This window comes from Nocardia tengchongensis (assembly GCF_054781395.1).
Genome location: NZ_BAAGUM010000006.1, coordinates 2,420,851 through 2,434,610 on the forward strand (window position 1 = coordinate 2,420,851; position 13,760 = coordinate 2,434,610).

The following is a 13,760-nucleotide window of genomic DNA, read 5'->3' on the forward strand; positions in this document are numbered from 1 at the left end:
GGGCGGGTTCGCCGGGTGTACGGATGGCCCGGCACGTCGTAAGGTGACGGCGACAGGTGTATGTGAACGAGATGGGCTGCGGATGAGTTCGGTTCTGGGAGTGTCGGTGGGGGCGGGCGCGGTTCGCGTCGCACGTCCGTTCACCGGTGATTCCGCCGATCCCACCAGGAATTTCGCCGCCGCGCAGCCCCGATACGCCCGCGCGCGCAGCGGATTCGACGGTCCCCCCGACGCGTTCGACGTGCAGGCCGTGCCGGTCGGCGAACGCCGGGTCGACGAGCTGGTCGCCGACGCCGTCGGGGCCGTGCTGGCCGCCGACTCGCGCATCAGCGCCACCGCCATCGCCTACCGCGACGAGAATCACGCCCGCGCCATCCGGGCCGAGCTGGCCCGGCGGCAGTTCACCAACTACGAGCTGGTGCCGGACGTGGTGGCGGCCCTGGAGTTCCTCGAATACTCCGGTGAGCTGCAGGGTTTCGGAACCGTCGCGCTCTACGACCTAGGTGCGTCCGGTCTGTCCGTGACGGTGGTCGACATCGGCACCCGCCAGGTCTGCTTCACCGAACGCACCAGTGACATCAGCGGCGACTACCTGGACGCGCTGATCCGCGAACAGCAGATCGCCTCCGGGCGGATCGCCCATCCGCCGGACCACACCGGACTCGTCGCCCTGGACAAGCTGTGCCGCGAGGCCAAGGAACAGCTGTCCGGCAGCAGCGCGGTGGCCCTGCCCTCCACCGAGGGCCTGGTGCTGCTGTCGCAGGAGAACTTCGAAGCCCTGATCATGCTGGCGGTCGAGTCCTCCGCGCGCATGACCCGCGATGTCATCCTGCGCTCCGAGCAGCCCGTGCAGGCCGTCGCCCTGCTCGGCGGCTGCGCCCAGATTCCGCTGGTGGCAAGGGTTTTGCGGCGTTGGCTGGGGGTCCCGGTCATCGTGCCCGCGGCACCCGACACGGTGGTGACCCGCGGCGCCGCCATGCTGGCCCGCCCGGTCATGCCGCGCCCGGCACCGGCCCCGTTCCCCGCCGCGCCCCGCGAGGAGACCGCGCCGTACCCCGCCGAGCCCGCCGCGGGGCGGCCGCTGGGTTCGGGCACTGTCGAGAAGTTCGGCCGCCGCCGCGAGGTCAGCCTGGCCGGTGTCGCGGTGGGCGCCCTGGTCGTGGTGGCCGCCATCGGCATCACCCTGGGCTGGGGAACCCAAGTGCTGAGCCACGATTCGCAGCGCCAGGACGCCGTCACCAGCTCGGTGCCGACCAGCACCACCCGCCCGAGCGAACCGGTCACGGCCGCCCCCAGCACCACCGACGCCACCAACGAATCGCTGGCCCCCGTGCCGCAGCCGCAGAACGCGACGACCACCACCGAGGCGCCGACCACCACCGTCGGCCCCAACACCATCACGCTGATCCCCGGCCTCCCGCCGGTGGTCGTTCCCACGCTGCCGCCGCTGTTCCCGCCGCCGCCCGCGCAGCAGTAAGCGCCACCGGACTCGACGCGACGAGTCCGCCCCGTCGACTGCCAAAGAGGGGGCGGACTCGGTGGGCGAGGATGGCTGCGTTCAATCCTCGCTCCCGGTTCCCACCGCCAGAGCTGTCGTGATGATCGCCGACAGGGGTGGGAGTTTCGTGTCCCGGGCGGGTGGCGTCACCCAGTGGCAGCCTTCGCGAGTCCAGCGGCCGAGACCGGTGGGGAGCATGACCGCGCTGCCCGCCGACGGAATACCGATGTCGAGGCGGTCGAGGACCGCCATGATCTGGGCCTCGGGGCGTGAATCCGGTTCGGCCAGAAAGCTCCAGCGGATCTGCCGGGCCAGCATGGGTCCCCCGGTACGGCGCTGTTGCAGTGCGCTGCGCACCTTTTCGGCCCGGGCGACGGGCAGGTGCACGACCGCGACCTCGGCGGTGACGGGAAGCATGACGAATCCGCCGCGTTCGGTGACCGGCAGCCCGAACTCGTGCCGGTAGTAGGAAACCCAGTCGTCGACTGTTCTGAGCTTGTCCGCGTTCACATCCCCGCCTCCTTCCCCTGGTCACCAGGGTCGCGCGCCGGAGGCGGATTGGAGAACGCCCGCACACCCGCCTTCCGCTGCCCTTTCACCGCCACTATTACCTGCACGTATAACGCCTGGTACCGAGTGGGTTTCGGCTGTGGCCGCGGCCACCTTCCGCTCGTACCCTGGAGTTCGGAGTTCGTTCGGAAGGGATGGCACCGTGGTCCGGCACTGGTCAGGCAAAGAGGCCCGTGCCCTCCGTGATGCCAAACGCATGAGTATCCGGGAATTCGCCGCCCACCTGGGCGTGCACGAGCGGCTGGTCTCGAAATGGGAGGCCGGGGGCGATCGGGTGCATCCCCGTCCCATCAATCAGGCGGCTCTCGATACTTCCCTTGCCAGGTCCGACGATGTGGTGCGGGCACGGTTCGCGGCCTTGATCGACCAGCCCTCGAGTGGCCCCGCCGTTCCCGGTTTCGATGTGCGCCAAGGCGGTTCCGAGTTGTGGAGCGGCAGGCCGGCGCCGGAGGCCAGTTATTCCAGCGACGCGGAACTGCTGGCACTCGTCGATACGGGTGCGATGAGGGGCGATGCGTTAGCGGCGATTTCGGAGAGGGATCTGATCATGGCGGCTGCCCATGAAGCCAGCGAGCATGCCGGCCGGGCCGAGGGCACCAATGTGGGTGCCACCCTGCTGGAACAGCTCGATGCCGATGTCACGCGCATCGCCAACGAGTATGTGCACATGCCGCCGGTGCCCATGATGGTGGAGATGTTGCGGGTGCGGCGCCGGGTGTACCGGTTGCTGGAAGGCCATCAACGGCCCTCCGATACCGCGCACCTCTACCTCTTGGCGGGTACTTTGTCCGGTCTGCTGGCGAATGCCAGTACCGATCTGGGCTATTTCGACGCGGCGGGTGAACAAGCCAGGGCCGCTTGGGCTTACGCCGAACTGTGTGAGCACAATCCGCTGCGCGCCTGGACCCGCGGCATGCAGGCGCTCATCGAATACCGTTCCGAGCGGCCGCGCCGGGCGGTGCTGCTGGCCCAGAGCGGCCAGCGCTACACCGAATCCGCGACCTCGAAGGTGCGGCTGCTGAACATCGAGGCCCGGATCTGGTCGCGGCTGGGCAGCACCGCCGACACCGAACGCTGCATCCGGGCCGCCGACGAGGCCCGCGACGGCGAGTCCAGCGACACCCTGCACGACGACGTCGGCGGCGTCTTCGGCTTCGACCAGCCCAAGAGCCACTACTACGCGGGCGCCACCTACATCCACCTCGGCCAGGCCGGACCCGCCCTGGACGCCACCCGGCGGGCCATCGACCTGTACGTGAACGGCCCCATCGACAAGCGCTCCTACGGCGCGGAGTCACTGGCCCGGGTGGACAACGCGGCCGCACACCTGATCAACGGCAGCCTCGACGGCGCGGCCGCGGCCCTGGAACCGGTCCTGGAACTGGACGAGGACAAGCGCATCGCCCAGCTCGAGGAACGCCTGTCCGTGCTCCGCCGGCGACTGGCCAGTCCCGAGTTCCGCGACGCCGGAGAGGCGCACGACCTGGACGAAAGGATCGAGGACTTCTGCGGCTCCACCGCCGCCCGCAGCGTGTTGCCGCCCGATACCTCGCGGTGAAAAAAGCTGGTTGCGGGCTAATGGCACCATTGACGGGGTGAGCCCTCAGAGTCACCTACCGCATCGGTCCCCGCGCATGCTGGAGCAGTCCACCAAGCTCCAGAACGTTCTCTATGAGATCCGGGGGCCGGTACACGCGCATGCGGCGCGGTTGGAGGCCGAGGGGCATCGGATCCTCAAGCTGAACATCGGCAATCCCGCGCCGTTCGGGTTCGACGCGCCCGACGTCATCATGCGCGACATGATCGCGGCACTGCCGTACGCGCAGGGGTACAGCGAGTCCAAGGGCATCCTGTCGGCGCGCCGGGCCATCTTCACCCGCTACGAAGTGGTGCCGGGCTTCCCCGAATTCGATGTGGACGACGTCTACCTGGGCAACGGCGTCTCCGAGCTGATCACCATCGTCATGCAGGCGCTGCTCGACAACGGCGACGAGGTGCTGATCCCGGCGCCGGACTATCCGCTGTGGACGGCCATGACCTCGCTGGCGGGCGGCACCCCGGTGCACTACCTGTGCGACGAGTCCAACGGCTGGCAGCCGGACATCGCCGACATGGAATCCAAGATCACCGACAAGACCAAGGCGATTGTCGTGATCAACCCGAACAACCCCACCGGCGCGGTGTACTCCGCGGAGGTGTTGCAGCAGGTGGTGGACCTGGCCCGCAAGCATCAGCTGCTGCTGCTGGCCGACGAGATCTACGACAAGATCCTCTACGACGACGCCAAGCACGTGTCGCTGGCCACGCTGGCCCCGGATCTGCTGTGTCTCACCTTCAACGGCCTGTCCAAGGCCTACCGGGTGGCGGGTTACCGCTCCGGCTGGCTGGTCATCACCGGTCCGAAGGAGCACGCGGGCGGCTTCATCGAGGGCATCGACCTGCTGGCCTCGACCCGCTTGTGCCCGAACGTGCCCGCGCAGCACGCCATTCAGGTGGCGCTGGGCGGGCATCAGAGCATCGACGATCTGGTGCTGCCCGGCGGCCGGCTGCTGGAGCAGCGGGATGTGGCGTGGCAGAAGTTGAACACGATTCCGGGTGTGTCGTGTGTGAAGCCGGAGGGCGCGCTGTACGCGTTCCCGCGGCTGGACCCGGAAGTCCATGAGATCCACGATGATTCGAAGCTGGTGCTGGATCTGCTGCTGCAGGAGAAGATCCTGATGGTGCAGGGGACCGGGTTCAACTGGCCGCACCACGATCATCTGCGCATCGTCACGCTGCCGTGGGCGCGTGATCTGTCGGTCGCCATCGAACGATTCGGCAACTTCCTGTCCAGCTATCGGCAATAGGTTCCGGGCGGAAGTATCGGGCGGTAGGGTTCGGGGAGGTTCCCCTGACCCCTATTGACCTGCGCCTATGCGGTCTTGTCCAATAGCGGACACCCTCCCTCGCGGGGTGTGGCGCAGGTGAGACTCTGGCTAAAACAAACCGCTGGTACGAAAAAGTTGGGTTTTTAGAGACTTAGCTAGCGCAAAGAACCGACTTTTGTGTACAGTAGGCCACGGCACTTCGAGTGCCCGACCGGACCGCCTACCCCCCCTGGGCCGTCCGGTCCTGGTTAGTCGGCCTACCCCCCCTGGGCCGCTGACCCCGGGCGGCGGAGACATCCCCCTGCTCTCCGCCGCCCCCTAAAAAATTCTCGCGATCGCGACCGCCTCACCTGGCAAAATGCCGAGACCTCTCAGCATGTCAAAAATGGTTTTCGTTTAGGCTCTCCGCGTGAGCGATCACCATCACCACCATCACGACCACTCCGGACCCATCGCCATCGGCGCCACCGCGGCCAAGGTCGTCGTCGGCTTACTGGCGGCGATCGGCGTCGTGGTCGTGGCGGGGCTCATCTGGCTCTGGCCGAGCGCTCAGCACATCGACATCCCGCTGCCCATGCAGAACGGCGGCGGCGGAGCCGTGCAGACCGAGGCCGGCACGGTCGTCAGGCAAGACATCGGGCCGTGCGGGAGCTCCTCCAACGGACGGGTATTCGCCGACGAACCGCAGGCGCCCCGAGCCAACGGCTACACCTGCCAGCGCAGCATCGTCACCATCGACTCCGGGCCCAGCCAGGGCAGCAAGACGCTGTTCGAGATCGCACCCGGGCCGGGACAGCCCGACCTGCGCGCGGGCGACAAGATCCGCATCGTGCGACAGGTGGATCCGAAAGCGGCCCCCGACGCCGACCCCAGCTTGGTGACCACTTACTCGTTCGACGACTACGCGCGCGGACTGCCGCTGACCATCATCGGCATCGTGTTCGCCGTCGTCATCATCGCCGTCGCGCGGTGGCGCGGACTGCGGGCGCTGCTCGGACTCGTCGTCGCCTTCGGTGTGCTGGTGGTATTCCTGCTGCCCGCGCTGCTGGACGGAAAACCCGCCATCCCAACCGCTCTCGTCGCCGGCGCGGTGATCCTCTACGCCGTGCTGTATCTCGCGCACGGGGTGAACCTGCGCACCAGTTCGGCGCTGCTGGGCACGCTGTCGGCGATGATCGTCGCGGCGGTGCTGTCCTGGGCGGCCTTGAAGATGACCCATCTGACCGGGTTCTCGGAAGAACAGAACACCAACGTCGCGACCTATCTCCAGCATGTCAGCATCACCGGGCTGCTGCTCGCCGGGTTCATCATCGGCTCCCTCGGTGTGCTCAACGACGTGACCATCACCCAGGCGTCGGCGGCCTTCGAACTGGCCGAGCTCGATGAGAAGGCCACCCGGCGCGGCATTTTCGCCGCCGCCATGCGGGTCGGGCGCGACCACATCGCCAGCACCGTCTACACCCTGGTGCTCGCCTACGCCGGTGGCGCACTGCCGCTTCTGATGCTGTTCAGCGTGGCGGGACGGTCCATGCGGGACGTGCTGACCGGTGACGCGGTGGGCATCGAGATCGCGCGGTCCGCGGTCGGCGGTATCGCGTTGGCCCTGTCCGTGCCGCTGACCACCGCCATCGCGGTGCTGCTGGCGCGGCCGCCGCGTACCGCGCGAGCGGCGGCCGCCGCGGGCGGCAACCGGCCGCGCGGCGGTGGGGCGCAACGGAATACGCCACGCCGACCGGGTGGGCCGCGCACGGGTGCGCAGCCGGCCGCGCGGCGCGGCGGCGACCCGAACGGTCCGCGCACCGGCTCGCAGTTCGTGGTGCGGGTCGGCGGCGACACCGGCAATCCGCGTACGGGGTCGCAGCCGGTGACGCCGCGGCCACCGTCCGGGTCCAGGGACGGCGACCCGACCGTGCCGAGAACCAGTGTGGTGCAACCGGGTCCGACGCCGGTCGAGCCCGCACCGGCGAATCCCCCCCAGTTCGACGGTGGGGGACAGCAGGATCCGCGGTACACGACCTCGTCCTGGTTCCATCCGGACGAACCGTGGACGGATCCGGGGATGCCGGGCCCGCGTCGACCGCCCGAGCCGCCCCGCGGCGGAGGACGGCACTCCCGGCCCGACTCCTGAGCGAGAAATGTTGTGAGGGGCGTGTTTCCATCGGTTCAGCTCCGAGGAAACACGCCCCTCACCCGTCTCCGTGAGTGCACGGTGTTCGGATTCGGCGGAACCGAACCCGTCACCCGCGGCGGCGGGGGTCTAGAGCGCCTGCCAGAGCGCGGGCGCGGCGGTCGGCGTCCAGCCGGGGTCGTACACCGTGTGCGCCTGCAGGCAGCGGTAGCGCTTGCCGTCGTAGGTGACGATGTCGCCCACGCCGTAGTGTGCGCCGACCGTCCATGTGCCGCTGGTCGGTTGGCCGGTGGTGGTGGGTGGCGGCTGATGGCTGTGGGTCGTGCTGGGCGGCGGCTGGTGACTGTGGGTGGTGGTCGGCGGCGACTGGGTCGTGGTGACCGGCGGTGTCGTGACCGGTGGGGTGGTGGTCACGGGAGGGATCGGCGGGAAAAGTCAAGGGGCGGAGGCGTTGTCCACGCTCCTACAGCGACGTCCGCGCCGCCTCGCACAGCGCCGCGACGCCATCGGCGTCGGTGGCGAAATGATCGAAGCCGGTCGGCACCCCGAACTCGGCGAAGGAGACCTCGGTATCGGGCTGCGCGCGACCGGGCACCGGAATGCGCACGGCCGCATGCAGATCCCGCGTCCCGGTCAACTCGATCACCCGGCGGGCATTGTCGGCGCGCAGGCCGCCGCAGGCCATCACGTCGATGCGGCCGTCGGACAGGCTCACCATCCGGGCGATCAGCGACGCGCCGTCCAGCACCGACTCCTGGCGGCCGGAGGTGAGCAGCCGGGTGAAACCCAACTCCAGCAACTGGTCGAAACCCGCGTACGGATCCGCGCACACGTCGAACGCGCGGTGAAAGGTGACCTCCAGGTCGTCGGCGGCGGCCAGCAGTTCGGTGTTCGCGGCCGGATCGACGTGACCGTCCTCGTCGAGGACGCCGACCACCACGCCGTGCGCGCCCGCCGCGCGCACCCGCTCGACATCGGCGCGCATGAGCGCCACCTCGTCGGCCGTATAGCGGAAATCACCGGGGCGCGGCCGGATCAGCACATGCACCTGCGTGTGCCCGGCCGCCGCCACCGCGGCCTCGATGAGCGCGGGACCCGGTGTCAGCCCCCCGACCGTGAGACCCGAACACAGCTCCACGCGCGCCGCCCCCGCCTGTTCGGCGATCCGGACCCCGCCCAGAGACTCCACCCCGATCTCGACCCGCACCGCCCGCGCATCCGTCATACCTTGCAGTATGGCGAACTCCCGCCAAGTTTGTTGCCCGAGATTTGCCCCAGGACGGTGAACGCCGCGTGAACCGTGCCACACCGCGCTCGCGTGCGACGGGCGGTGGATCACCGCGACGGCAGCGGCGGCCGCGGGGTGAAACGACCAGGGCGGCGCTACCGAATCGGTAGCGCCGCCCTGGTCAATCAGGTTCGGCAGCCCGGTGTTTCGGGCCGGGAGCCTAGTTCTTCCGGCCCGGAGCCTTCATGCCCGACTTGAAGCCGAGACCACCCGGCTTCGCGGCGGGCGGATTGGCGGCGCCGTTGGCCTCGGCCACGCCATTGCCTTCCGCCGTGCCGTTGCTCTCCGTCGCGGCCGGCTCGACCGGGGCGGCGGGCTCGGCCGGGGCGACCGGCTCGGCGGCCGGAGCCGGAGTCGAATCGGCCGGAGCCGCAGGCGCTTCCGGAGCGGCGGCCGGAGCCGCGGCGCCCGGAGCCTTCGGGCCGGGGCGCTTCAGGCCCGACTTCATGGCCAGACCCTTGGGCGCGATGGACGGCTTGGCCTCGGCGGCCGGAGCCGCAGCGGCGGGAGCCTCCGCGGCCGGAGCCGGAGCGGCGGCAGCGGGAGCCTCGGCCGGAGCGGCCTCGGCGGCGGGCTTCGCACCCGGAGCCTTGGCGGCGCCCTTCATCTGCAGACCCTTGCCACCGGGAGCCTTCAGGCCGCCCTTCATGGCGAGCCCGCCCGGCTTGGCGGCCGGGACCTCCGGAGCGGCGGCGGCCTCGGCCGGCGCGGCCTCGGCGGGAGCCGCAGCGGCGGAAGCGGTTTCGGCCTTCGCACCGGGAGCCTTGGCGGCGCCCTTCATGGCCAGACCCTTACCGCCCGGAGCCTTGAGGCCGCCCTTCATGGCGAGACCCTTGGCCGGCGCCGGTGCGGCGGCTTCCTCGGCCGCGGCCGGAGCGGCCTCGGCGGCCGGGGCTTCAGCCTTCGCGCCAGGAGCCTTCAGCCCGCCCTTCATGGCGAGACCCTTGCCACCCGGCGGCTTCAGGCCACCCTTCATACCCAGGCCGCCACCGGCCGGAGCGGCCTTCGGCTCGGCCGCGGCGGGCGCCTCGGCCACAGCGGCCTCGACCTTGACGGGCTCGGGCTCGGGCTCCGGTTCGGCCTTGGGCTGCTGGACGACCTTCAGGTTCTCGGTCAGGATCGCGGCGTCCACGCGGTCGATGGACTGCAGCATCAGCTGCGCGACATCCACGACCTCGACGCCCTGGCCGACTTCGCCGCCGTCCTTGCGGGCGGTGACGCCGTCGGTCAGCATGACGCGGCAGAACGGGCAGCCGGTGGCGATCATGGACGGCTCGTTGCCGCCCTTCAGGGTGTCCAGCGCCTCGTCGACCCGGTCGATGTTGATGCGCTTGCCGAGCTGCTCTTCCATCCACATGCGCGCGCCACCGGCGCCACAGCACATGGAACGCTCGGCGTGCCGCGGCATTTCGACCAGGGTCGAACCCGAGGCCTCCATCAGCTCACGCGGCGCGTTGTAGATCTTGTTGTGCCGGCCCAGGTAGCAGGGGTCGTGGTAGGTCACGTTCTGCGCGACCGGCGACACCGGCACCAGCTGCTTGCCCCGCACCAGGCGGTTCAGCAGCTGGGTGTGGTGCACGACCTCGTAGGTGCCGCCCACCTGCGGGTACTCGTTGTTGAGCGCGTTGAAGCAGTGCGCACAGGTGACGACGATCTTCTTCTTGGCCTGCTCGACGCCCTCGAACACCGAGTTCAGCAGTTCGATGTTCTGCATGGCCAGCTGCTGGAACAGGAACTCGTTGCCCGCGCGGCGAGCCGAGTCACCGGTGCAGGTCTCCTCCTGGCCGAGCACCATGAACTTGGTGCCCGCGGTGGCCAGCAGCTCGGCGACGGCCTTGGTGGTCTTCTTGGCGCGGTCCTCGTAGGCGCCGGCGCAACCGACCCAGAACAGGTACTCGTAGCCGTCGAAGCTGTCCGCGTCCTTACCGAAGACCGGAACCTCGAAGTCGACCTCGGAGATCCAGTTCAGGCGGTCCTTGGCGTTCTGACCCCAGGGGTTGCCCTTGTTCTCCAGGTTCTTGAACAGACCGGCCAGCTCGGAGGGGAACTCCGACTCGATCAGCACCTGGTAGCGGCGCATGTCGATGATGTGGTCGACGTGCTCGATGTCCACCGGGCACTGCTCGACGCAGGCGCCACAGGTGGTGCAGGACCACAGCACCTCGGGATCGATGATGCCGTTGACGTCCTCGCCGCCGACCAGCGGACGCTCCGCCTCGGCGCGCGCGGCCTCCGAGATCTGCGCCAGCGCACGCTCGTTCGGCTTGCCCTCGGCGTCGACCAGACCGATCTCGTCGCCACCCATGTCCTTGCGGCCACCGGCCAGCAGGTACGGGGCCTTGGCGTAACCGTGGTCACGCAGCGACATGATCAGCAGCTTGGGCGAGAGCGGCTTGCCCGTGTTCCAGGCCGGGCACTGCGACTGGCAACGACCACACTCGGTACAGGTGGTGACGTCGAGGATGTCCTTCCAGGAGAAGTCCTCGAACTTGCCGACACCGAAGGTGTCGTTGTCCGGATCGGCGGTCTCCATCTCGATCGGCTTGCCGTTCGACATCATCGGCTTGGCCGCACCGAGCGCGACGTCGCCGTCGTTCTCACGCTTGAAGTAGATGTTCGGGAACGCCGCGAAACGGTGCCAGGCGACACCCCAGGTGACATTGCGGCCGACCAGCAGCAGGAACAGCGCGCCGGAGCAGAGCTTGATGAACGCGAAGATCGAAACCATGGCGATCGACTCGGGCAGCAGCTTGGCGACCTGCTCGGTGAAGAAGTCGCTCCAGGTGTGGGACTCGTGGTAGGTCGCGATCTTGCCGGCCTTCACGAAGACCATGCCCAGGCCCTCGACGAGGACGATGGATTCGATCACATAGGCGGGCGCGAACTTCGAACCGCTGAAGCGCGACAGCCGCGCCGGCACGCGCGGGTGGTTCAGCTGGCGGATCACGATCAGCACGACGATGCCGATCACGGTTCCGATGCCGAGGAATTCGTCCACCAGATGGTAGATGCCCCAGGAACCGATGATGGGCCAGTGGAATTCGGGGTCGAAGGTCTGACCGTAGGCCTCGAACCACAGGATGAACCCGGCGAGGAAGCCGATCATGACCAGCCAGTGCGCCCAGCCGACCGTGCGGAACTTGTTCATCCGCGTGTGCGCGAGGAACTCCACGAGCATGGTCTTGAAGCGGGGGAAGAACGGCCGCCAGCGATCGGGCGCGGACTGCCCGACCATGACGGTGCGCACGATATTTCGCACGCCTCCGATGAACGATGCCCAACAGAAGACTGTGAACACCGCCCCAATCGTGCCCAGTGTCACTGTCAGGGCATTCATGTCGCGACCTCTCTTACGGTTCTACGAGCGTTTCGCGAGGCAGCCTGGTTCCGCCTCGAGTTGCTCGTATCCTAATGGACGGTAAGTTACCCGCCGGTAACTTAACTGTCCAGGGTTTCCCACACCGTAAATCCCGGCAAATCGCAGTCGTAACCAAGGGCAGGCTTACTTCGAAACGTGCTGGCGTGCAGAGAGAAACGAATCTCGCAAATCGTAATGTGATCGACTAGGCTCACGCTGTCCGACAGCTGTGCGCGTCTTCACATGCTCGGGGAGGACTCGTCCTAGCGCGTAGGCATGGCCCGAGGGAAGCCGGGCCTCGCGTGGCGAAGAGCGCACAGCGGATATACCTGATGACGGATTGGAAACCAACCGAATGAAGCTTCGCAGTACCACTGCGGCTGCTGCCCTGGTCATCGGCGCAATGACCATCGGGATGACTACCGCTCACGCCGACAATGCTCCCGCACAGCCTGCTGGAATCAACTACTCCACCAAGCTGGTCGACGGCAAGACGATCGTCTCCACCCTGAAGAACGGCACCTTCGAACTCGCGCAGCAGGACGGCGCGACGCCCGAGGACCCGAAGCAGACTGTGGTCAACGTCAAGGACCAGCAGGGCGCCGTCGTGATCTCGTTCCCGCTGTCCTACACCGCCGCGGGCACCCAGATTCCGGTGAAGTCCGAGGTCAAGGAAGACGGCAAGGTGCTCGAGGTCGTTCCGGAGAAGCCGGCCGACTTCAACCCCGCCCAGCCGCTGGCCGTCGCCCCGATCGCCTCGGCCAAGCCGATCGCCTCCTCTGACGAGAACCAGAAGGCGATGAGCTACTTCTCCACCCAGTTCAGCCTCGCGCTGGGCATCGGCAGCTTCGTGGGCACCGCCCTCGGCGCGATCATCGGCTGCGTTGTGACCATCGTCGCCGGCTGCGTGCCGGGTCTGGTCGCGGGCGCCGGCATCGGCGGCATCCTCGGCACCATCGCCGCGGGTGGCCCGACCCTGCTCGCCGCGGGCATCGACCTGCTGAACACCATGCAGGCGCCGGACGGCACCACCAAGTGGGCCCCCGCCGCCACCACCACCCCGGCGGTCACGCCGAACTGATGAATCGCCGGGGTATCCACCCCGGCATGCTCCACCCGCTCGGCCCGCCTCGCTCGTCGGAGGCGGGCCGAGCGCGTTTCCGGGGGATCAGGCCGGGAGTTCCATCCGGCCCTCGAGCGACACCGTGTCACGGCGGCGGCCGAAGCGGGCGAAGGTGCGCTCGGTCATCGTGTAGCTGCCGTCTTCGCGCACCAGAAGGACTGTGCTGCAGCGGGTTCCATGGATCGGATGATTGACGAAACGCGCCGACGCGGAACGCTCGGTGAGCCGGTCCAGTCCGGTGCGGGGCAGCTCGGCGGCCGGGGCGATGGTGCGGTCGGCCAGCACCGCGAGATAGCCCGCGACATCACCGGGCTCGGCCGCGGCCAGGGCGCGCACGCCCGCGCGGACCTTGGGCCACACCGGTCCGGCCGCGTCCGTCGACACGGCGCCGTCGGGGGCCAGCGAGCCGACCAGTGCGTTGTTGGACACACCGTGGAAGCCGGGCGCCAGCTCCCGGGGGCCGTTGCCCCGATTGCTGTGCCACCACAGCGTTTCCAGATCCGAGACCAGCAGATTGAAGCCGTTGTAATCGTCGGGGGCGGCGGCGATCCCGCGCGCGAACTTCTCCGGAACCTGATCGCCGCGCAGGAAGTCCATCAGCAGTGCGCCCCGCGAGCGGACGTCGGTGCGGAATTCGCCGGGCAATCGCACATTGGTGACGGTCGCGAACCGGTGCCGGTCGGGCAGCACGCCGAGCCAGGTTCCCGGTACCGGACCCGGCGCGCCCCGGTCCCGGCCCGCCAGCAGGCCGGGAACCTCGTCCCAGCGCCGCAGCGATTCCGTTGGGCGGGTGAAGAACTCGTCCCGATTGGCGGCGAGGATCAACCGATATTCCGGATGCGCCCGCCAGCCGAGCAACGCCAAACACATAACTCCAGAATGCCCGAACCGATGGCGCCGCCACCACGCCCGACCACTCCCGTCCCAC

At 68.7% G+C, this 13,760-nt stretch carries 9 protein-coding genes and 1 pseudogene; 5 read left to right on the top strand and 5 right to left on the bottom strand.

The annotated features are described in order from the left end of the window. Window positions 1-82 precede the first annotated feature (82 nt). Window positions 83-1,477 carry an Hsp70 family protein gene (locus tag ACYVKL_RS22200; RefSeq protein WP_379165584.1) on the top strand — a complete coding sequence of 465 codons (1,395 nt, stop codon included), beginning with the start codon at window positions 83-85 and terminating at the stop codon, window positions 1,475-1,477. An 81-nt stretch (window positions 1,478-1,558) separates the two neighbouring features. Here ACYVKL_RS22200 and ACYVKL_RS22205 read toward each other — a convergent pair whose 3' ends face one another. Then, window positions 1,559-2,008, bottom strand: coding sequence for a hypothetical protein (locus ACYVKL_RS22205; protein ID WP_379165585.1), 450 nt, complete (start codon window positions 2,006-2,008; stop codon window positions 1,559-1,561). Window positions 2,009-2,264: 256 nt separating this feature from the next. Between ACYVKL_RS22205 and ACYVKL_RS22210 the strand changes: the two genes are divergently transcribed. From ACYVKL_RS22210 to ACYVKL_RS22220, 3 genes and pseudogenes are all read left to right on the top strand, one after another. Then, window positions 2,265-3,626: an ABC transporter C-terminal domain-containing protein gene (locus ACYVKL_RS22210; RefSeq protein WP_213558466.1), complete on the top strand. Its 1,362-nt coding sequence runs from the start codon at window positions 2,265-2,267 to the stop codon at window positions 3,624-3,626. Window positions 3,627-3,702: 76 nt separating this feature from the next. Further along, window positions 3,703-4,914, top strand: a complete 1,212-nt coding sequence (locus ACYVKL_RS22215; protein WP_213560714.1) for a pyridoxal phosphate-dependent aminotransferase — start codon at window positions 3,703-3,705, stop codon at window positions 4,912-4,914. A 430-nt stretch (window positions 4,915-5,344) separates the two neighbouring features. Next, window positions 5,345-6,628 (top strand): annotated as a pseudogene (locus tag ACYVKL_RS22220) (YibE/F family protein); the annotation flags it as partial. A 564-nt stretch (window positions 6,629-7,192) separates the two neighbouring features. Here the strand turns inward: ACYVKL_RS22220 and ACYVKL_RS22225 are convergent. From ACYVKL_RS22225 to ACYVKL_RS22235, 3 genes are all read right to left on the bottom strand, one after another. Then, window positions 7,193-7,477, bottom strand: a complete 285-nt coding sequence (locus tag ACYVKL_RS22225) for a carbohydrate-binding protein (RefSeq protein WP_379165586.1) — start codon at window positions 7,475-7,477, stop codon at window positions 7,193-7,195. A 49-nt stretch (window positions 7,478-7,526) separates the two neighbouring features. After that, entirely contained in the window at window positions 7,527-8,288 is a 762-nt protein-coding gene (locus ACYVKL_RS22230) for a copper homeostasis protein CutC (RefSeq protein ID WP_379165587.1), read from the bottom strand. Between the two features lie 223 nt (window positions 8,289-8,511). Continuing rightward, window positions 8,512-11,688 (bottom strand): (Fe-S)-binding protein, encoded by a 3,177-nt coding sequence (locus ACYVKL_RS22235; RefSeq protein ID WP_379165588.1) that lies wholly within the window; start codon window positions 11,686-11,688, stop codon window positions 8,512-8,514. Between the two features lie 376 nt (window positions 11,689-12,064). Here ACYVKL_RS22235 and ACYVKL_RS22240 point away from each other — a divergent pair, with 376 nt between their 5' ends. Next, window positions 12,065-12,790 (top strand): DUF8020 domain-containing protein, encoded by a 726-nt coding sequence (locus ACYVKL_RS22240; RefSeq protein WP_357189250.1) that lies wholly within the window; start codon window positions 12,065-12,067, stop codon window positions 12,788-12,790. Window positions 12,791-12,877: 87 nt separating this feature from the next. Here ACYVKL_RS22240 and ACYVKL_RS22245 read toward each other — a convergent pair whose 3' ends face one another. Continuing rightward, window positions 12,878-13,702 carry an NRDE family protein gene (locus ACYVKL_RS22245; protein ID WP_379165589.1) on the bottom strand — a complete coding sequence of 275 codons (825 nt, stop codon included), beginning with the start codon at window positions 13,700-13,702 and terminating at the stop codon, window positions 12,878-12,880. Window positions 13,703-13,760 lie beyond the last annotated feature (58 nt).